Source organism: Micromonospora sp. CA-248260 (assembly GCF_050942205.1).
GTDB lineage: Bacteria > Actinomycetota > Actinomycetes > Mycobacteriales > Micromonosporaceae > Micromonospora > Micromonospora antibiotica.
Genome location: NZ_CP192021.1, coordinates 6,845,001 through 6,863,854, shown reverse-complemented (window position 1 = coordinate 6,863,854; position 18,854 = coordinate 6,845,001). Strand labels below are relative to the sequence as shown.

15 protein-coding genes (1 of these 15 only partly in view) are annotated in these 18,854 nt (G+C 73.3%); 7 read left to right on the top strand and 8 right to left on the bottom strand.

The features are described 5' to 3' along the window. Positions 1-84: 84 nt before the first annotated feature. Positions 85-1,476, bottom strand: coding sequence for a carbohydrate-binding domain-containing protein (locus ACQP2H_RS29875; protein ID WP_219465184.1), 1,392 nt, complete (start codon positions 1,474-1,476; stop codon positions 85-87). Positions 1,477-1,762: 286 nt separating this feature from the next. Next, positions 1,763-2,743 (bottom strand): NAD(P)-dependent alcohol dehydrogenase, encoded by a 981-nt coding sequence (locus ACQP2H_RS29870; protein WP_357538290.1) that lies wholly within the window; start codon positions 2,741-2,743, stop codon positions 1,763-1,765. A 114-nt stretch (positions 2,744-2,857) separates the two neighbouring features. Between ACQP2H_RS29870 and ACQP2H_RS29865 the strand changes: the two genes are divergently transcribed. Both ACQP2H_RS29865 and rph read left to right on the top strand, forming a co-directional pair. Beyond that, positions 2,858-3,565 (top strand): TetR/AcrR family transcriptional regulator, encoded by a 708-nt coding sequence (locus ACQP2H_RS29865; protein WP_357538229.1) that lies wholly within the window; start codon positions 2,858-2,860, stop codon positions 3,563-3,565. 441 nt (positions 3,566-4,006) lie between these two features. Continuing rightward, complete coding sequence (gene rph, locus ACQP2H_RS29860) at positions 4,007-6,649, top strand: rifamycin-inactivating phosphotransferase (protein ID WP_433229768.1); 2,643 nt, start codon at positions 4,007-4,009, stop codon at positions 6,647-6,649. A gap of 87 nt (positions 6,650-6,736) precedes the next feature. Here rph and ACQP2H_RS29855 read toward each other — a convergent pair whose 3' ends face one another. The 4 genes from ACQP2H_RS29855 to ACQP2H_RS29840 all read right to left on the bottom strand — a co-directional run bounded on the left by ACQP2H_RS29855 (position 6,737) and on the right by ACQP2H_RS29840 (position 11,952). Next, positions 6,737-6,967, bottom strand: a complete 231-nt coding sequence (locus ACQP2H_RS29855) for a ferredoxin (protein ID WP_433229765.1) — start codon at positions 6,965-6,967, stop codon at positions 6,737-6,739. Then, positions 6,964-8,190, bottom strand: a complete 1,227-nt coding sequence (locus ACQP2H_RS29850; RefSeq protein WP_357538224.1) for a cytochrome P450 — start codon at positions 8,188-8,190, stop codon at positions 6,964-6,966. The genes ACQP2H_RS29855 and ACQP2H_RS29850 overlap by 4 nt, the downstream gene beginning before the upstream one ends. A gap of 301 nt (positions 8,191-8,491) precedes the next feature. Next, positions 8,492-9,358, bottom strand: a complete 867-nt coding sequence (locus tag ACQP2H_RS29845; protein ID WP_363817233.1) for a hypothetical protein — start codon at positions 9,356-9,358, stop codon at positions 8,492-8,494. 74 nt (positions 9,359-9,432) lie between these two features. Continuing rightward, complete coding sequence (locus ACQP2H_RS29840) at positions 9,433-11,952, bottom strand: S8/S53 family peptidase (protein WP_433229761.1); 2,520 nt, start codon at positions 11,950-11,952, stop codon at positions 9,433-9,435. Positions 11,953-12,081: 129 nt separating this feature from the next. Between ACQP2H_RS29840 and ACQP2H_RS29835 the strand changes: the two genes are divergently transcribed. After that, on the top strand, positions 12,082-13,896 hold the full coding sequence (locus ACQP2H_RS29835) for a sigma-70 family RNA polymerase sigma factor (RefSeq protein WP_433229758.1): 1,815 nt from the start codon (positions 12,082-12,084) through the stop codon (positions 13,894-13,896). On the opposite strand, the gene ACQP2H_RS29830 is transcribed toward ACQP2H_RS29835, so the two are convergent. Next, positions 13,893-14,486: a TetR/AcrR family transcriptional regulator gene (locus ACQP2H_RS29830; protein WP_219465175.1), complete on the bottom strand. Its 594-nt coding sequence runs from the start codon at positions 14,484-14,486 to the stop codon at positions 13,893-13,895. The two genes, ACQP2H_RS29835 and ACQP2H_RS29830, sit on opposite strands and share 4 nt — an antisense overlap. A gap of 110 nt (positions 14,487-14,596) precedes the next feature. Between ACQP2H_RS29830 and ACQP2H_RS29825 the strand changes: the two genes are divergently transcribed. The 3 genes from ACQP2H_RS29825 to ACQP2H_RS29815 are packed head-to-tail and all read left to right on the top strand — an operon-like array spanning position 14,597 to position 16,447. Beyond that, positions 14,597-15,526 (top strand): SDR family NAD(P)-dependent oxidoreductase, encoded by a 930-nt coding sequence (locus tag ACQP2H_RS29825; RefSeq protein ID WP_433229755.1) that lies wholly within the window; start codon positions 14,597-14,599, stop codon positions 15,524-15,526. A 46-nt stretch (positions 15,527-15,572) separates the two neighbouring features. Next, positions 15,573-15,935, top strand: coding sequence for a metalloregulator ArsR/SmtB family transcription factor (locus ACQP2H_RS29820; RefSeq protein ID WP_219465173.1), 363 nt, complete (start codon positions 15,573-15,575; stop codon positions 15,933-15,935). After that, a complete protein-coding gene (locus ACQP2H_RS29815; protein WP_219465172.1) occupies positions 15,932-16,447 on the top strand; it encodes an SRPBCC family protein in 516 nt (171 codons plus the stop codon). The genes ACQP2H_RS29820 and ACQP2H_RS29815 overlap by 4 nt, the downstream gene beginning before the upstream one ends. Before the next feature lie 53 nt (positions 16,448-16,500). On the opposite strand, the gene argS is transcribed toward ACQP2H_RS29815, so the two are convergent. Beyond that, positions 16,501-18,219, bottom strand: a complete 1,719-nt coding sequence (argS, locus tag ACQP2H_RS29810) for an arginine--tRNA ligase (RefSeq protein WP_433229752.1) — start codon at positions 18,217-18,219, stop codon at positions 16,501-16,503. Positions 18,220-18,798: 579 nt separating this feature from the next. Here argS and ACQP2H_RS29805 point away from each other — a divergent pair. Further along, positions 18,799-18,854, top strand: the beginning of a protein-coding gene (locus tag ACQP2H_RS29805) for an SCO4848 family membrane protein (RefSeq protein ID WP_433229749.1). The gene runs 331 nt beyond the window's last position; only the first 56 of its 387 coding nucleotides appear in the window; the start codon lies at positions 18,799-18,801; its stop codon lies beyond the right edge, outside the window.

Genomic DNA, 18,854 nt, shown 5'->3' with positions numbered 1-18,854 from the left:
TGTGGCATCGGATCTGGCGGTGGTGCAAAGGCGGGCCGGTGGCGCGGTTCGGGCCCGGGCGGGCCCGAACCGCAGGGCCCGGACTCAGAACCGCCCGTACCGGCCGGCGGTGACGCCGGTCAGCACCCGGGTGGCGCCGGTGATGCTGCCGCCGGTGTAGAGACCGCCGACGTTGGTGCCGGTCACGCTGCCGCCGGTGTAGATGTCGTACCGCTGGCCGTTGGTGATCCGGTTGGACGAGAAGACGACCTCCCGGACGGTGGCCGAGGTCCGGTACGAACCCAGCACCGTGCTGCCGGACACCACGTGCACGATGGTGTTGGCGGCCAGGTTGGCGTTGAACCGGGGGGCCACCCAGCCCTGGCCGGTGTTCGGCACCGCCTGGAACACGGCCAGCGAGGTCAGCGCCGCGCCCACCACCGTGCCGCCGGTGAAGGCGATCGGGCCGTCGGCGTCGATCGCGCCCTCGCCGCCGCCCCGGGTGCTGGAGCCCCGGGCCACCACGGTGCCACCGGCGAAGGTGAGCGACCCGTTGGAGTCGAAGCCGTCCGTGCCGCCGCTGGCCACCACCGTGCCGCCGGTGACCTTGATGAACGCGATCGCGGACGGCTCCATGTGGCCGAGGCCCTCCTCGGCGGCGTTGACCGCGTCGTCGCTGGCCACGACGGTGATGTTGCCGCCGCTGATGGTGGTCCGGAGTCCTTCCAGCGCTTCGTAGGACCGGGTGACGTTGATGGTGCCGCCGGAGATGTTCAGGACGTTCTCGCCCTTGATGGCGTCGTCGGCGACCGAGGCGGTGATGGTGCCGTTGGTGATGGTGAGCACGCCCTTGCCGGCCTCGGTGTCGTTGGACTTGAGCCCGTCGCCGCCGGACGAGGTGACGGCGATCGTGCCGCCGTTGACGGTGAGGGAGTCCTTGCCCCGGATCGCGTCGTCCACCGCGTTGACGGTGATGGTGCCGGACTGGATGACCAGGTCGTCCTTGCTGACGATGCCGTCGGCGTGGTTGGCGCGCACGGTCAGCGCGCCGGTGCCGCCGATGGTCAGGTCGGCGGCGCTGAACAGGGCGGCGTCCGGCTCCCCGGTGTTGGTGTACGTCGCCGCGTCGGTGAGGTTGTTGCTGGTGCCCGCGGCCAGGGTGACGGTGACCGCGCTGGCGTTGGTCACGTACAGCGGCGAGGAGGTGGAGTTGGTGATGGAGGCGCCGGCGAGGACGAGTTCCACGGTGCCGGTGATGGCGGTGTCGACAGCGATGTGGCCGTTGTTCAGCGTGCCCCTGATCTCGTAGGAGCCGGGCGCGGTGATGGTGACGGCGCTGCCGGCGACGGTGACGTTGCTGCCGGTGACGCTCGCGCTGGAGCCGTTGAGGGTGATCGTGGCGGTCGCGGCGGCGACGGCGGCGACGGCGAGCGGGCCGGCCAGCAGGGTGGCGGTGAGTCCGGCCAGGACGGCGGTACGACGTGCGGTGGCTGTCATGGGGGGTCCTGTTCCTCGGGGCGGGCGGGGTGGGGCGCGTCGGGCCCGGGCGCGGTGCGGACGCCTCGAAGGCCGGCCGTCGGTAGGGTGAACGGCGGATGAACGAGGCATTGCATCGACGATGGTAAATGAGATTCGTCGCTCGCCGACAGTGCTGGAGCAGGAAATCGAAGCGCTTTCACCATTGCCAGCTGACTGACAGGTGATATTGACGGAACTCTGAGCCGGGCACGCTTGACCGGGGAATCGGGAGCCTGCCCGGCCGGGCCGGCGGATGGCGGGCCGGTCAGATGGTGATGACCACTTTCGCCCTGGCGTGTTCGCCTTCGAGGTAGCCGATGGCATGGGGCACCTCGGGCAACGGATAGGTCCGGTCGATCACCGGTGTGAGGTGGCCGGCCTCGGCGTGGGCGCGGAGCGTGTCGAGGTGCTCCCGGCCGGGGGTCGCCGTCAGGACGACGACGCGCTGCCGGACGAGGGGGGCCAGCAGTCGCCCCCGCGCGATGAGCCGGACCGGCCCGAGGAGGCTGCCGCCCCGGTACACACCGCCGCCGGAGAGCACCAGCGTCCCGGTCGGGGTCAGTGCCCGCCGCAGCGCGGTGAGGCTGCGGTTGCCGACCAGGTCGAACACCGCGTCGTGGCGGTCCCCGTGGGTGAAGTCCTCGCGGGTGTAGTCGACGACGTGGTCGGCGCCGAGCGAGTGGACCAGGTCGACGTTGCGGGTGCTGCACACCCCGGTCACCGTCGCGCCCAGCACCCTGGCGAGCTGCACGGCCAGGGTGCCGACACCACCGGAGGCGCCGTTGACGAGCACGCGCTGGCCGGGCGCGACCCGGGCCGCGTCCCGCAGCCCCTGGAGCGCGGTCACCCCGGCCAGTGGCAGGGCTGCCGACTCCGGCGCGGTCAGGTTCGCCGGCTTCGGCGCGACCAGGGCGGCGGGGGCGCACACGTACTCGGCGAACGCGCCGTTGGCGTCCCCGAGGTCGCCGAACACGCTGTCGCCGGGGCGCAGGTGACGCACGTCGACGCCGACGGCCTCGACCCGACCGGCGAAGTCGCGACCCCGGATGCGGGCCCGGGGCCGCGTCAGGCCCAGCGCCAACCGCGCCATCCGGGGATCGCCGCGCATCACGTGCCAGTCGTACGCGTTGAGCGCGGCGGCCTCGACCCGCACGAGCACCTCGTCGGCGGTGGGCACCGGCACGTCGACGTCCGCGAGGGTCAACGTCTCGGGGGGCCCGTACCGGTCCTGCACGATCGCCTTCATCTCGCCCTCCTCGGAGTGTACGCCGTACACCAGATGTCGACCACGGTAGGTGTACGGCGTACACCTGTCAATGCCGGTTAAGGTTTCCCTCGCCGACCGAGGACAGGGACCGAGATGGCCGAGCAGGCTGAGACGCTGCGCCGGACGCCGCTGAGCAGGGACCGCATCCTGCGCGCCGCCGTCGTGCTGGCCGACGGGGCCGGAATCGAGTCGCTCAGCATGCGCAACCTCGCGCAGGAACTGGGCGTCGTGCCGATGGCCCTCTACAAGCACGTGGCCAACAAGGACGAACTCCTCGACGGCATGATCGACGTGGTGGTCGGCGAGATCGAGCCGCTGACGACGGGCGTCGGCTGGCAGCCCGCCATCCGCCGACGTGTCCTGTCGGCCCGGCAGGTGCTGCGTCGGCACCCCTGGGCGTCGCTCGCCATCGAGTCGCGCACCATGGCGACGCCGGCCGTCCTCGGCTACCTCGACTCGATGATCGGGGCGCTACGCGCCGGTGGCCTCTCCACCGACCTCACCCACCACGTCATGCACGCCATGGGCAGCCGCATCCTGGGCTTCAGCCAGGAGTTGTTCGACGCGTCCCGGCAGGCCGGCCGGACCGGACCGGCCGCCCCGACGCCCCCCGCGCCCCTGCCGCCGGAGGTCGCGGCGCGGTTCCCGCACGTCGCCGAGATCGCCGAGGCGGCCTCGCACGACGACGGGTCCGTCGTGGGGCAGGGCTGCGACGACCAGTTCGAGTTCGAGTTCGCGCTGGACCTGCTGCTGGACGGCATCGAACGGCTGCGCGCGCAAGGCTGGACGTCGGCGCGCTGATCAGCTGAGGTCGGCCCGCCGCTCACCGGCGTGTCACCCCGGACCGCCCCGACGCCGATCGGCCACCGTCCCGGCCCCGACCGCCCCGACGCCGGTCGGCGACCGTCCCCTACCGGGGCCCTGACGCCGACCGCCCGGCCCCGATATCGACAGGCGGCCTGGTGAAAACGTTTCGCCGGGCGCGTTCGCCATTTCGACGCGCGCACCATTTCTTGCTCTCCCAACATATAGCGGACGGGGGGACTTGCCGCAAGACCCGGGTCACCCCGCAGAATCGTCAGCCGAGGTCGCCGCCAGCGGAAATGCATCACGACGGTGCGCCGGCGACCTGTCACCAGCGGAAGGCGAAACGATGTCCACGTACCCGAAGACATATTCGAGGCCGCTGAACCACCCGGCCACCGTCATGCGGCGACGCCCGACCGCCCCGGAGGTCGCCCGATGACCGGTCGGTACGTACGGGGTCTGCGTGAGGTCGACCCGACGCAGCGGAACCTGGTCGGCGGCAAGGGCGCCCACCTCGGCGGACTGACCCGCATCGACGGGGTCCGGGTGCCGGCGGGCTTCTGCGTGACGACGGACGCCTTCCGGCGGGTCACCGCGCTGGCGTCGGGACTCGACGGGCAACTCGATCGACTGGCCCGGCTGGCACCCACCGAACGGGCGGCGATCGGCACCCTCAGCGCGCAGATCCGCCGCACCATCGAGAACGTCACCGTCCCCGACGACGTCGCGACGGAGATCATCCGTGCCCTCGATGCGCTCGGCGGGCACGGCGGGTACGCCGTCCGGTCCAGCGCGACGGCGGAGGACCTGCCGACCGCCTCCTTCGCGGGGCAGCAGGACAGCTTCCTCAACGTGGTCGGCCCGACGGCGGTCCTGCGGCAGATCAGCCGGTGCTGGGGCTCGCTGTTCACCGCACGGGCCGTCACCTACCGCCAGCGCAACGGCATCGACCACCACCGGGTCGCGATGGCGGTGGTCGTCCAGCGGATGGTCCCCGCCGGGGCGGCGGGCGTCCTGTTCACCGCCGATCCCGTCACCGGCAACCGGCGGGTCTCCTTCGTGGAGGCCGGGTTCGGCCTCGGCGAGGCCTTGGTCTCCGGGCTGGTCGACGCGGACGTCTTCCGGGTCCGCGACGACGGTGTCGTCGCCCGGACGATCGCCGCCAAACGCCACGCCGTGCGGACCACGCCGACCGGCGGGACCCGGGTGGTGGCGATCGACCCGCAGCGGCAGGACCAGCCGGCGCTGACCGACCCGCAGGTCGTCCGGCTGGTGCGGCTGGGCCGGCGGATCGAGGCGCACTTCGGTCAGCCGCAGGACATCGAGTGGTGCCTGGTCGACGACGACTTCCAGATCGTCCAGACCCGACCGGTCACCACGCTGTTCCCCGTCCCGGTGGCCGACGACACCGACAACCACGTCTACGTGTCCGTGGGCCACCAGCAGATGATGACCGACCCGATGAAGCCCCTCGGGTTCTCGATGTACCAGCTGATCGCCGCCCGGCCCATGTACGAGGCCGCCGGCCGGTTGTTCGCCGACGTGACGCCCGAGCTGGCGTCGCCGACCGGCCGCGCCGGCCTGCTGGCGGCCCTGGGCAGGTCCGACCCGCTGATCGGGGACGCGTTGCGCACAATCGTGGAGCGCGGTGACTTCGTCCGGGAGGTGCCGGACGAGAAGCCCGCCGGGCCGCCACCCGGGCCGGCGGCACCGCCCGTCGAGACCGATCCCGCGCTGGTCACCGAGCTGATCACCCGGATCGACGACGCCAACGCCGCCCTGGCCCGCGAGATCCGGACGAAGTCCGGGCCGGCGCTGCTCGACTTCATCCGGACCGACTTCCCCCGGCTGACCCGGATGATGATCGATCCGAGGAGCATCCCGGTCATCATGGCCGGGATGGAGGCGGTCTGGTGGCTCAACGAACACCTCCAGGAGTGGCTCGGTGAGCGCAACGCCGCCGACCCGCTCACCCAGTCCGTCCCGCACAACGTCACCTCGGAGATGGGGCTGGCCCTGCTGGACGTCGCCGACGCGATCCGGCCGTACCCGGAGGTCGTGGCCTTCCTGAGCCGGGTGGCGGACGACGGCGGGCCCGGCCGGGAGTGCGACGCCCCCGGCGGGCCGGACGACCTGCTGGCCGGGCTGGACCAGCTCGCCGGTGGCCGGGAGGCCCGGGTGGCCATCGGGTCCTGGCTCGACCGGTACGGCATGCGGGGGGTCGGCGAGATCGACATCACCCGGCCCCGCTGGCGGGAACGTCCCGCCATGCTGGTGCCGCTGATCCTGGGCAACATCAGGAACTTCGCACCGGGGGCCGGCGGGCGGCACTTCGAGCAGGGCCTGCGCACGGCGCGGGACAAGGAGCGGGAGGTGCTGGAGCGGCTGCGGGCCCTGCCCGACGGCGGCGCGGACAAGGCCGAGCGGACCAAACGGATGATCGACCGGGCCCGGACGTTCGTCGGCTACCGGGAGTACCCGAAGTACGGCATGGTCACCCGCACCTTCGCGTACAAGCAGGCGTTGCTGGCCGAGGCCGACCGCCTGGTGGCCGACGGTGTGCTGCGGGGCCGGGAGGACATCTGGTACCTCACGTTCCCCGAACTCGACGAGGTCGTCCGTACCCGCCGGGTCGACGACGGGCTCATCCCTCGACGGGCGGCGGAGCACCTGTCGTACCGGGCGCTCATCCCGCCCCGGGTGCTCACCTCGGAGGGCGAGATCGTCGCCGGGACGTACCAGCGGGACGACGTGCCGGTCGGCGCGCTGGTCGGCCTGGCGGTCTCCGCCGGGACCGTCGAGGGTCGGGCGCGCGTGGTGCGGGACGTGGCACGGGCCGATCTCGAACCGGGGGACATCCTCGTCACGCCGTACACCGATCCCAGTTGGACGCCGCTGTTCGTCACCGTCGCCGGGCTGGTCACCGAGGTCGGTGGCCTGATGACCCACGGCGCGGTGATCGCCCGGGAGTACGGCCTGCCGGCCGTCGTCGGGGTGGTGGACGCCACCCGGCTGATCCCGGACGGGCAGCGGATCCGCGTGCACGGCACCGACGGGTACGTCGAACTTCTCCCGTGAGCGGCCGCCGGTCGGGTGCCCGGGTCACGGGGCCGGGCACCCGACCAGCGCGGCGCGGATGGGGATGACGGACGCTCACCGGTGCCGTCAGCCGACCCGGATCGCACCCGCCGGGCAGAGGTCGGCGGCCCGTTGGACGCGGTCGCGCGACGCGGCTCCCGGGGCGGGGTCGCGCAGCAGCACCAGGCCGTCGGTGTCGTCCTGGTCGAAGACCTCCGGGGCGGTCAGGACGCAGTTGCCCGCCCCGCAGCACCGCTCCCGGTCGACGGCCACCCGCGGCGTCGTCTCCGCCGGTAGCTGTCGTGGGGCGGGCGTCACCAGGTCACCGGGAGAGCGTCCAGGCCGAACACGACCGAGTTGTCCCGGGTGGTCAACTCCTGTGGGTCCGCCGCCACCCTCAGGTCGGGGAAGCGTCGTGCCAACTCCACCAGCGCGACGCGCAGTTCGGCTCGGGCGAGAGGCTGACCGATGCACTGGTGCATCCCGAACCCGAAGGCCAGGTGCTGGTGGGCCTGCCGGTACGGGTCGAACCCGTCGGGGTCGTCGAAGACCTCCGGGTCCCGGTTGGCCAGGGAGAGCAGGGCGATGACGCCCTCGCCGGCCCGGATCAGCCGGTCGCCGATCTCGACGTCCTCGGTGGCCACCCGGAACAGCCCCGTCCGGACGATGCTGAGGTAGCGCAGCAGCTCGTCCACCATGCCCGGGGCGAGGTCGGGGCGGTCGCGCAGGAGCGCGTACCGCCCGGGGTGGCGGGTCAGCAGCAGGACGCTCAGGCCGAGCATGTTGGCGGTGGTCTCGTGGCCGGCGATGAGCAGCAGCAGGGCCATCCCGCCGAGTTCGTCGACGCCGAGTTCACCCGGCTCGACGCGTTCCCGGATCAGCCGGCTGAGCAGGTCGTCGGCGTCGTCGGGCCGGGCCCGCTTGGCGTCGATCAGCGACCGGAGGTATTCCCGCAGCTCCTGGGCGGCGTGCTGGAGCTGGTCCATCGGCGCCTGGCGGTTGAGCAGCAGCCGGCTGCGGGACTGGAAGAAGTCGTGGTCGGCGTAGGGGACGCCGAGCAGGTGACAGATCACCTTGGACGGCAGCGGCAGGGCGAACGTCGACACGAAGTCGGCCGGTGGGCCGGCGGCGGCCAGGTCGGCCAGGGCCTCGGAGACGGTCTGGTGGATCAGCGGTTCGATCCGGCGGACATTCTTGATCATGAACTCTGCGGTGAGCATCCGGCGCAGCCGCAGGTGCGCCTCGCCGTCCATCCGGATGAAGGCCCCCTGGGAATCCGCCGTCACCTCGGGGGGCAGCGGGCGGAGCAGGGGAAAGCCGGGGCGTTGCAGATCGGAGCTGAACGCCGGGTGGCGCAGCAGCTGCCGCACCTCGGGATGCCGGGTGACCAGCCAGGCGGTGGCTCCGGTGGGCAGCTGCACCCGGGTCACCGCCTGACCGGCGAGGCGCAGTCGTTCGGCGTCGTCAAGCAGGGCGAACGGGCTGCGGGCCGGGTTGACCGGCGGCCAGTGGGGCAGGTCGGTCTGCGTGGTCTGTGTCATGTGGAACACTCCTGCCATGACGGTGAGTAGTCGCACCGATTCGTGACGTTACTCATCGGCGAAGGTCGACACAACCCTGCGCCGCGACCGCCGACCGTTGCTCACCCCGCCCGTCTCCCGCGGACCGTTGCTCACCCCGCCCGTCTCCCGCGCCCGACGGCAAGGGGCACCGGGGACCCGGCCCGACGGCAAGAGGCACCGGGGATGCCGGCCCGACGGCGGACGGCCCCACGGTCCGCGCCGGAGAATCGGCGCGGGACCGCAGGGCCTCAGGGGTGGCTGTCGGTCGACGACCGGTGGCTCAGGTCGCGCAGACGGCGTACGCGCGCACCTTCCAGTTGCCGCTGAAACCGTTCTCGTCCTCGGCGGCGCGGACGGTCGCCGTGGTCGACGAGGTGGGCCGCATCTCGGTCAGCCGCACCTGGCCCTCGCCGCCGACGATCTCGCCGCCGACCCCGTGCAGGCGCTTGCCGGCCGGGCAGGTGGCGGTGACCGTGCGGCTGGCCGTGGAGTTGTCGGCGCTGTCCACGATCACCCGCTGCTCACCGGGGAGCGGGTCGACGCAGATCACCGACGCGTCCACCGACCAGTTGCCCGCGAAGGCGTTGCCGGCCTCGACCCCCGCCACCGTCACGCTGCTCTGGTTGATCCGCAGGTCCTCCAGGAGCACGTCACTCGCCCCCGAGCCGAGGGCCAGGGCCGCACCACCGCCGCCGATGGCCCGCTTGCCCACCGGGCAGAACAACTCCAGGAACTTCGGGTTGACCGAGTTGGACGCGGAGTGGCCGGTCACCACCTCCAGACCCGACGGCGCCGGGGCGCAGATCGCGCCGGCGGTGACCGCCCAGTTCCCGGCGACACCGTTCGGGTCCTCCCGGCCGGTCACCGAGTAGAGCCCGGAATTGGCCAGCGGCTGCATGATGTCCATGCCCACCTGGCCGAGACCCGACCCGGTGATCGCGCCGCCCCCGCCGATGACCGTGGTGCCGGTCGGGCAGACCGCGCTCTGCGACTTGGCGACGCTGTTGCTCGGCCCGACCGTCGTGCGGATCAGCAGGCCGGGCACCGCCGCCACCGGCCCGCTGAGCGCGACCTGACCGAGCACCACCGCGCTCAGCAGGGCACCACCCAGGGCGACCGTCCGTCGCGTCCACTCTTGGCTGCGCATGATGTTCTCTCCTCGTGTCGTGCGGTCCCGGAACCGGTCGGTCCCGGGCGGAGTTCGGATGGGGAAACGGACCGTCAGGGGGTGACCCGCCGGATCCGGACCGGCACGGAGTCCGTGCCGACCAGACCCGATGCGTCGAAGACCTCCAGCCACACCGACCAGGTGGTGGTGTCGGTCCCGCTGGTCAGCTGGGCCAGCGCCGCGGTGAAGGACGCACAGTTCTTCGGCGTGCCCTTGTCGTCGACCGGTTCGCCGGTGGGCACCCCGCCGCCCTGGCACAGCACCTGCTTGACGCCGCCGTCGCCGTACGCCGTCCACCGGAACCGGGTCCCGGCGACCACGCCGTCCTCGACGTCGAACCCGGTCCCGACGAACGCGACCGACTTCGGCCCGGACTCGATCGTGGTCAGCTCCAGGGCCGGTGTCGGCAGGGTGATCGTGGCGACCGGCCGGGACTGCCCGGCCGGTGCCGAGGTGACCGCGAAGGCCCGCTGCACGCTCGCCCCACCCGCCGCGAACGTCACGGTGTACGCCCCCGGCGTGACCGCGTTCGCCGGCAGCAGGGCCTGGTGACCGGCCTTCTCCAGGACCACCGTGTTGCCGCGCCGGACCGTCCAGGACACCTCCGCGTCGGGGAGCTGGCCGAAGAGGTCTGGATCGTTCGAGGTGCCGAGCAGTCCGACCGACTGCCCCGCAGTGAGGGTCAGCCCCGCCGGCGGCGAGATGATCCCCACCGTCGTCGGGCTGTCCACCACCGTGACGGTCACCGACGCCGAGCCGGTACGCCCCAGGCTGTCGGTGGCGCTGGCGGTGATGACGTGGCTGCCGGCCGACAGCGACGGCACGAACGTCTGCGACCCGGTGGCCAGCTCACCGTCGAGGCTGCTGGTCCAGGTGAGCGGGATCTCCTTGCCCAGGAAGTCGGTGGCCGTGCCCCAGAGGTCCACCGACTGGTTCACCCCGAACTTCTGCTTGGTCTTCGGGGTGCTGATGGTCACCGCTGGCTTGCCGACGGTCACGCCCAGCGCCTCGGCGACGGCGGCCAGCGCGTCGACCCGGCGCTGGCTGCCGGTCACCTTGTCGCCCAGCCCGCCGACGTGGGCGGTGTCGTTGAGGATCTCGCGGACCTGCTCGGAGGTGAGCGTCGGGTCGGCGGCCATCACCAGGGCGGCGACCCCGCCCACGAACGGCGAGGCGACACTGGTGCCGCAGGTGGTCTTCGTGGTGTTGACCGCAGGCGTACCCGGATCGGTCAGGCCCGCCACACACATCGGACCGTAGATCTCCACCGACGTGGTGAGGTCCTTGGTGCCCCAGTTCGACCCGCCGGACACGGTCGCGTTCGTGTTCATCCCGCCCACGCACATGACGTGCGTGCTCTCGCAGGGCACCCAGAGGGTGTCGCCGTCGACGTTCGTGCCGTTGTTGCCGGCGGCGGCGACGATCAGCGCCCCGGTGTCCCGGACGTGCTTCATCCGCCGGTCGGTCCAGGTGCGCGCGTGGCTGACGCCGAGGTTCACGTCCCGGGTGAAGCTGAGGTTGACCACGTCCGGGTGGGTCGACTCGGCGGCCTTCTCCAGCCGGCGCAGGACCGTCCAGTAGTCGATGCCGTTGCGGACGGCGACCAGTTCCTGCACCACCGGCCCGGCCGGACCGGCGGTGCCGTAGTCGTTGTCGACCCGGCCCATCCCGGCGAGGACCACGCTGGTGGCGTGCCACGGGCAGGGCGTGCCGCCGGTGCAGTCGTTGGTGTTGCTCTCGCCCCATTCCGCCTTGTGCAGCGAGACCTTGCTGGGGAAGTCGGAGTTGAACTGGAAGCCGCCGTCCTGCACCAGGTACTTCACCTGCTTGGTCAGCCGACCCTTGCTCTCCAGCAGCTGCCAGGCCGGCGCCACCCCGATGTCCATCGCGCCACCGGCCCGCATGAACGTCCAGTCGAAGACGTTCTTGCCGATGTCCGGGGCCTCGAACACCTGGCCGTCGGTGATGCCGGATGGCTCCACCAGCCAGTCGAGGACCAGCTCGGTGCCCGTACGCCACTCGGCGGCGGCCAGCGCGAGCAGCCGCAACGCGCGCTCGTCGCCGACCCGGTACCCGCCGGACTGGCGTGGCTCGGCGGCGAGCAGGTCGGCGACCAGCCCCGCCGGGTCGGCCCGGTTGGCGTCCACCCGGACCAGGTGGTCCTGCCCCTGCTCGTCGGGGGCGAACGAGTCGAGCACCTGACCACCCCAGCGGGCCAGGAAGGCGTCCAGTTCGGACTGGCCGGCGACCCGCACCATCACCTCGTCGAGCACCAGGCCGGCGGGCTTCCCGTCCGGCCCGGCCACCACACCGACCTGCCGGTCGGTGCCGACCCGCCCGACGGTGTCGAGTGACAGCCGGGGCGCGGTCAGGCCCGGGTCGACCCGGAAGGCCAGCGGTTCGGCTCCGGCGGCCCCGGGCACCCCGGTCGGGCCACCCGGGACGGTGGCGGCGGTGGCGTCCACCGAGGTGGTCGCGACGAGTCCGGCGGCGAGCGTCGCGACGACTACGGTGGCCAGGTACCGGCGTCGGCCGGTGCCCGGTCGGTGGGTCGAGGAACGTGTCGTTGTCATGGGTGTCTCCCGGTGTCGGCGCTGCGATGACACCCGTGGGAGTGCCGGGGGGTCGGCATGCCAACAGAAAGTTCCCGGGAATTTTTTTCTTCGCTCTACTGGAGCGGTGGACGAGTGGTGGGGGAACGGATGGATGTGACGGCGCTGGACGACCGGGCGCTGGTCGAGGCGCTGCGACGTGGTGACCGGGTCGGCCTGGAGGGCATCTACCGGCGGTACGCCGACCGGCTCTACACGTACGCCCGGGTGATGCTGCGCGAGCCGGAGGCCGCCGCGGACGCCGTCCACGACGCGTTCCTCCTCGCCGGTCAGCGCATCGACCAGCTGCGTGACCCGGACCGGCTGCGGTCCTGGCTGTACGCGATCGTGCGGACGGAGTGCCTGCGGCAGTTGCGGGAGCGGTCCCGCTCCGCTCCGCTGGCGGAGGCGGCCGAGCCGGTCGCCGACACCGCCGACCCGGCCGCCGCCGTCAACGCCGACCAGGTACGCGACCTGGTGCACCTGGCGGTCGCCGCGCTCAACCCCGGTGACCGTGAGGTGGTGCACCTGGCGATCCGCCACGACCTGTCCTCCGTGGACATCGGTGCGGCGCTCGGGGTGCCCGCCAACCATGCGCACGCCCGGTTGTCGCGGGCCCGGTCCCAGCTCGAACGGGCACTCGGTGCGCTGCTCGTCGCCCGGGGCGGGGCGCGGGACTGCCCGGCCCTGGCCGACCTGCTCGACGACTGGCAGGGCCGGCTCACCCCGACCCTGCGCAAGCGGGTCGCCCGGCACATCGACGACTGCGCCCGGTGTGGGCTGCTGCGGCGCGAGCAGTGCAACCCGGCGGCGCTGCTGACCGCGTACACGGCACCGGGTTTTCTGGTGGTCGCCGACTCGGTCTGGCCGCGACTCGCCGACGTGGATCCCGCCACCGGCCAGGTCGCCGGCCCCGACCCCGGCCCCGACCCGGCCGGCGACGAACCTGCCGACGGGGGCTCCGCCGACGGGGGTCCGACCGACGGGGGTGCCGTCGATGCCGCCGCCCCGGGAGAGGCCCCCGACCCGGCCGGTCCGGTCGGGGCGTCCGACGGCCGGACCGAGACGCCTCCGTCGTCCGAGACCGCTGCGTCGCCGGGCGACTCCGTCGTCGCGGGGGACGCCCCGGATGCCGCCGCTGGCGGACGGGTCGTCCACGCGGTGCCGGTCGCCGCGCCCGTGGCGGTGGTGACCTCGGGTGACGCGGCGGCTGCGGGCACCGCCGCCGGCCCGGAGCGGCCGGTCGCGGTCACCGCCGGCCCGCCGGCCCGCCGGCGCAACCGGCGGCGGCTCGCCGGTCTGCTGCTGTTGCTGCTCCTCGGGGCCGGGACCTGGGCGTTGTCGCCCGTCGGGCCGGCCGCCGAGCAGGCGGCGGTGACCTCCGGCGAACTGTCCGGTGGCACGTCGTCGACCGCCCCGACGGGCGGCGGTTCCCCGCAGCGGGGTGCGTCGCCGTCGGGTCCGGCCGGTGCCGGTGTGCCGGCCACGGCGGTCCCGCCGCCGGTCGTCGCTTCGCCGTCGGCCGGAGCCGGGCAGCCGACCGCCGTCGTGCCGCCTGCGGGTACGCCGCCGGTCCCCGCCCCGACCGGAAAACCGGCCGTGCCCCACCCGCCGGCCGCACTGCCGCTGGCCGTGCCCTTCACGGTGACGGCGAACGCGCACGTGCGCTGCGGCGCGGCCACCTGGAGCCTGGTCGTCCGGGCCACCGGCAGTGCCACGCTCGGGACGGCCCGGGTGCGGTGGACACCTGCGGGTGGCCGGGCGGCGAGCCGGGCGATGACCGTGGACGGGTCGTCCGCCCAGGTGACGGTGGGTGGGCTCCGTGCCTCGGCGGTGACCTGGTCGGTGCGGGTGACCGGCACCGACGGCCGTACGGCGGACAGCCCGTCGACCACGACCGCCGACCCGTGCGTCCGGCCCGGTTAGTCGGCCTGCCGTGACCCCTCGCCGGGGTCGGGTGCGCGGACCCCGGCGAGCAGCACGGTCAGGTACAGCTCGTCGCGGTGCCGGGGCGTGCCGGCGATCCGGGCGGCGAACGCGGTACCGCAGACCAGGTGTTGCAGGTCGTCCAGCGTGAGGCCGGGGCGCAGTCGGCCGGCCCGGGTCGCCTGCTCCAGCACGGTCGCGGCCAGGTCGCCCAACTCCGCGCGACCGGCTGTGGTCTGCGTGGTGGCGTCCTGTTCCGCGGGGGTCGCGAGCACCTCGGCGAGGGCCGGATCGTCAAGTTGACTGCGCAGGAAGGCCCGTAGCAGCAGCTCCACGCCGGCCCACGGGTCGTCCTCGCGGGTTGCCGCCCGTGCCTGGTCGAGCAGCGCGGCGAAGGCGTCGGCGGCGAGCGCCTCCAGCAGCGCCCGTCGGGTCGGGAAGTGCCGGTAGACCGTGCCGACGCCGACTGCGGCCCGCCGGGCGATCTCGTTGAGCGGCAACGACAGGTCACCTTCCGCCACCACGGCACGGGCGGTGGTGAGCACCCGTTCCCGGTTGCGGGCGGCGTCCGCACGCAGTGTCGTCGTCACCGCGCCAGCCTAACCCAACGGATGGACCATCCGATCGGATTGACAATCCGTTTACCCCCGGGTTCAATCGGATAGGTAATCCACTTCATTCCTCCACCGGAAGGCACCCCATGGACAGCGCACCCGGTTGGACCGTCGCCGATCTCACCGACCAGTCCGGCCGGACGTTCGTGGTCACCGGCGCCAGCAGCGGGCTCGGCGTGGCGATCACCCGCCACCTGGCCGCCCGCCGGGGCCGGGTGGTGATGGCCGTCCGGGACACCGCCAAGGGCACCCGGGTCCGGGCCGGGATCCTGCGCGACCACCCCCGGGCAGATCTCGTCGTGCGTCGACTGGACCTGCTCGACCTCGACTCGGTCCGCGCCTTCACCGAGGACCTCGGGAGTGCGGTCGACGTGGTGGACGCGCTGGTCAACAACGCCGGCATCGGCACCGTTCCCCGGCGGCTGAGCCCACAGGGGGTGGAGAGCCAACTCGCCACCAACCACCTCGGCCACTTCGCCCTCACCGGGCGGCTGCTGCCCCTGTTGACCGCCGGCCGGACGCCGGTCGTGGTCACCGTCTCCTCGGGTCTCTACCGGCTCGGTCGACTCGACCTGACCGACCTGGCCGCCGAGCGCCGCTACTCCCCGGGCGGGGCGTACGCCACGTCGAAGCTGGCCAACGTGCTGTTCGGGCTGGAACTCGACCGGCGGCTGCGGGCCGCGGGCTCACCGGTGCGCAGTCTGCTCACCCACCCCGGGATGACCAGGACCGACCTCTCCCGGGACCTGCCGTCCCTCGCCCGGCGGGTCGAGACCGTCGTCATGGGGCCGCTGCGCCGCCCTCTCGACGAGGCTGCGGCACCGATGCTCTTCGCGGCCACCGTGCCGGCCGCGCCCACCGGCCGGCACATCGGCCCCGGCAGGCTGTTCCGCCGTGCGGAGCCCACCTTCGCGCCGCTGCGCGGCACCGCCACCGACCGGCAGCTCGCGGCCGACCTCTGGGCCCACTCCGAAGAGCTCACCGGGGTACGCCCACTGCCGGCCCCGCTGCGCTGACGGGGGCACCCCGGGAAACCCGTAACCAATGGGTTACGCTTTCCGGGTGGACGAGGTGGCGGCGGCGATATCCGATCCGATCCGCCGCAGCATCCTCGAGCTGCTGCGCGACGGTGACCTCCCGGCCGGGGAGATCGCCGACCGGTTCCCGGTGAGCAGACCGGCCGTCAGCCGCCACCTACGGGTGCTGCGGGACAGCGGCCTGGTCCACAGCGAGCTGGTGGGTCGGCAGCGGCGCTACCGGCTCGACACCGACCGGCTCACCGAGCTGGTCGACTGGCTCGCCCGGTTGCGTCGTCCGCGCGGTTGGGCGCAGCACCTCGACGCGCTGGAGACAGAGGTCCACCGCACCCGCCGTGAGCGGCGCACCCGCGACACGGCACCCCGAGCAGTAGGAGAGACCGCATGACCGGCATCCCCACCGGGCAGTTGTTCCGCACCCTCACCGGCACCGACCTGGTGCTGGTGCGCACCTTCCGCGCCCCGATCGAGGACGTCTGGGCGAGCGTCACCGAACCCGACCGTACCGCCCGCTGGTTCGGGCGGTGGGAGGGCGACGCCGGCCCCGGCCGCACGATCCGGTTGCAGATGGCCTTCGAGGACGGCACCCCCTGGACGGCGCTGCGGATCGAGGCGTGCGAGGCGCCCCGGCACCTGGCCGTGTCGTCGGCCGACGAGTCGGGCGGCTGGCGGATCGAGCTGGCGCTCACCGAGACGGCCGGCACCACCGAACTGCGGTTCACCCACCACCTCGACAGCGAGGAGCACGTCGGCGAGATCGGCCCCGGCTGGGAGTTCTACCTCGATCTCCTGGTGACCGCCGGCCCGGACGCCCCTGCGGACGCCCCGAAGGCCGACTTCGGTGACTACTACCCGGCGATGAAGCCCCACTTCGAGCAACTGCGCACCGGGGCCAGCTGACGACCCGGGCCGCGCCACCCGGCCCGGCCCGGGTCGACCACGGGCCGGTCGGCTCACATCCGCTCGACGGTACGGATGCCGAGCAGGTAGAGCCCCTGCCGCAGGGTGCGGCCGGTCAGGTCGGTCAGCAGCAACCGGCTGGCCCGCAGTTCCCCGTCGGCCCGCAGCACCGGGCAGCGCTCGTAGAACGCGCTGAACCGGGTCGCCAACCGGTGCAGGTAGCCGGCGAGCTGGTGGAACTCCATCGTCCGGGCCACCTCGTGGACGACGGTGGCGAACCCGAGCAGCTCGAACGCCAGCGCCCGCTCGGCCGGCGCGGTGAGCACGACCCGGGCGTCCGGGTCGACAGCGGTGCCGGCCCGCCGCGACACCGACCTGGTCCGGGCGTACGCGTACTGCAGGTAGGGGGCGGTGTTGCCGTCGAGGGCCAGCATCCGTTCCCAGTCCAGCACACAGTCGCGGGTGCGGTCGGTGACCAGGTCGGCGTACTTGACCGCGCCGATACCGACGGCCCGGCCGATCTCGGCCGCGTCCGCCTCGTCCAGCGCGGGGTTCTTGGTCCGGGCCAGCGCGGTCGCCCGGGTCACCGCCTCCGTCAGCAGGTCGACCAGCTTCACCGACTCCCCGGTCCGACTGCGCAGCATCCGCCCGTCCGGACCGAGGACCGAGCCGAAGCCGAGGTGCTCGGCGCGGGCCGGCGGGCGCAACCAGCCGGCCTGCCCGGCCACCGCGAACACCATCGCGAAGTGCTGCCGCTGCGGCAGGCCGACCACGTAGAGCAGCCGGGTCGCGCCCAGCTCGCCGGTACGCAGCCGCAGCGCGGCCAGGTCGGTCGCCGGATAGCCGTACCCGCCGTCGCCCTTGCGCACGATCAACGGCAGTGGTGTGCCGTCCCGCCCGGTGAACCCCGGTGGGAAGGCGCAGGTCGCCCCGGCGCTGTCGGTGAGCAGCCCGAGCCGGTCGAGGTCGCCCACCACCGCCCCGAGCCGGTCGTCGTACGCGCTCTCGCCCCGGAAGTCGCCTTCGGTCAGGGTGACGTCGAGCAGTTGGTACACGGTCAGGAAGTACCGCTGGGACTGCTCGACCAGCAGCCGCCACAGCCGCCGCGTCTCCGGATCGCCACCCTGCAACGCGACCACCCGCTGCCGAGCCCGGTCCCGGAAGGCCGGGTCGGCGTCGAACTTCGACCGGGCCGCCTGGTAGAACCCGTCGAGGTCGCCGATGGACAGCTCCTGTGCCGCCTCCGCCTCACCGAGGTCCACCAGATGCGCGATCAGCATCCCGAACGGGGTGCCCCAGTCGCCGAGGTGGTTGACCCGCACGACCCGGTGCCCGAGCCAGCCCAGCAGCCGTACCGCCGCGTCGCCGATGACCGTGGAGCGCAGGTGCCCGACGTGCATCTCCTTCGCCACGTTGGGCCCCGAGTAGTCGACCACGACGGTCTCCGGTGCGGCCGTCACCGGCACCCCGAGCCGGTCGTCGGCGGCCAGCGCGGCGACCATGCCGGCCAGCGCGCCGTCGTCGATCGTCAGGTTGACGAAGCCCGGACCGGAGACCTCCGCCGTCGCGCAGACGTCGTCGAGGACCGCACGGTCCAGCACCGCCTGGGCGATCTCGCGCGGCGACCGGCCGAGCCGCCGGGCCAGCGCCAACGCCGCGTCGGACTGGAAGTCCGCGCGCGGCGAGCGCCGTACCACGGGGTCGACCGGGCCGTCGGCCACGGCGGTGAACGCCGGCGTCAGCCGGTCGGTGAGCAGCCTTTCAAGATCCATGGGTACGCCGATCTGCTCGGATCCGTCGACGCGGATCTCCGGGATGGGAGAGTCTGCGGACGGACCGAGGACAGCGGCGGTGACCGGCGGCTCGATCCGCCGGTCGCAGGGAATGGGTCAGCGCGGGCGGGCGACGGATCGCCGGCGTCGCTCCGCACCGACCTGGACGTCGTACGACGTTCCGGGGTGCTGGGCGGGCGCGCTGGTCATGCCGCAACGGTAGCGGGCCGCCCGGCGGCGGGTACACCCGGTTTCTCGACCGCCCGCTGGCGGCGACGCCAGCCCGTTTGACCCGTTCGGCCTGGCCGGCCCCGGCAGGCGTGGCTGGCCTGGGTCGGCCCTGGCTGGCGTGGCTGGCCCCGGCGGGTGTGGCTGGCCTGGTAGACGTGGCTGGCTCGGTCGGCCCTGGTAGACGCGGTTGGCCCGGCTGGCGTGGCCGGCCGGGTCGGGCTTGGTCGGCACGGCGGGCGTGGTCGGCACGGCGGGCTTGGTTGGCCCGGCCGGCCCTGGTCGGCGCTGGCTGGCCCCGGCGGGCGTGGCTGGCCTGGTAGACGTGGCTGGCTCGGTCTGGCTCGGCCGATGGGCATGGTGGAAACGAAGCGACTGTCCGCGTCGGTGCCGACGGCGGACCTGGC

What these genes read in the sequence shown, in the direction of transcription:
- ACQP2H_RS29840 (WP_433229761.1), bottom strand. Translation starts at nt 11,952, where the DNA reads ATGACAACGACACGTTCCTCGACCCACCGACCGGGCACCGGCCGACGC.
- argS (WP_433229752.1), bottom strand. Translation starts at nt 18,219, where the DNA reads ATGGATCTTGAAAGGCTGCTCACCGACCGGCTGACGCCGGCGTTCACC.
- ACQP2H_RS29875 (WP_219465184.1), bottom strand. Translation starts at nt 1,476, where the DNA reads ATGACAGCCACCGCACGTCGTACCGCCGTCCTGGCCGGACTCACCGCC.
- ACQP2H_RS29835 (WP_433229758.1), top strand. Translation starts at nt 12,082, where the DNA reads ATGGATGTGACGGCGCTGGACGACCGGGCGCTGGTCGAGGCGCTGCGA.
- ACQP2H_RS29825 (WP_433229755.1), top strand. Translation starts at nt 14,597, where the DNA reads ATGGACAGCGCACCCGGTTGGACCGTCGCCGATCTCACCGACCAGTCC.
- ACQP2H_RS29850 (WP_357538224.1), bottom strand. Translation starts at nt 8,190, where the DNA reads ATGACACAGACCACGCAGACCGACCTGCCCCACTGGCCGCCGGTCAAC.
- ACQP2H_RS29815 (WP_219465172.1), top strand. Translation starts at nt 15,932, where the DNA reads ATGACCGGCATCCCCACCGGGCAGTTGTTCCGCACCCTCACCGGCACC.
- rph (WP_433229768.1), top strand. Translation starts at nt 4,007, where the DNA reads ATGACCGGTCGGTACGTACGGGGTCTGCGTGAGGTCGACCCGACGCAG.
- ACQP2H_RS29865 (WP_357538229.1), top strand. Translation starts at nt 2,858, where the DNA reads ATGGCCGAGCAGGCTGAGACGCTGCGCCGGACGCCGCTGAGCAGGGAC.
- ACQP2H_RS29870 (WP_357538290.1), bottom strand. Translation starts at nt 2,743, where the DNA reads ATGAAGGCGATCGTGCAGGACCGGTACGGGCCCCCCGAGACGTTGACC.
- ACQP2H_RS29845 (WP_363817233.1), bottom strand. Translation starts at nt 9,358, where the DNA reads ATGCGCAGCCAAGAGTGGACGCGACGGACGGTCGCCCTGGGTGGTGCC.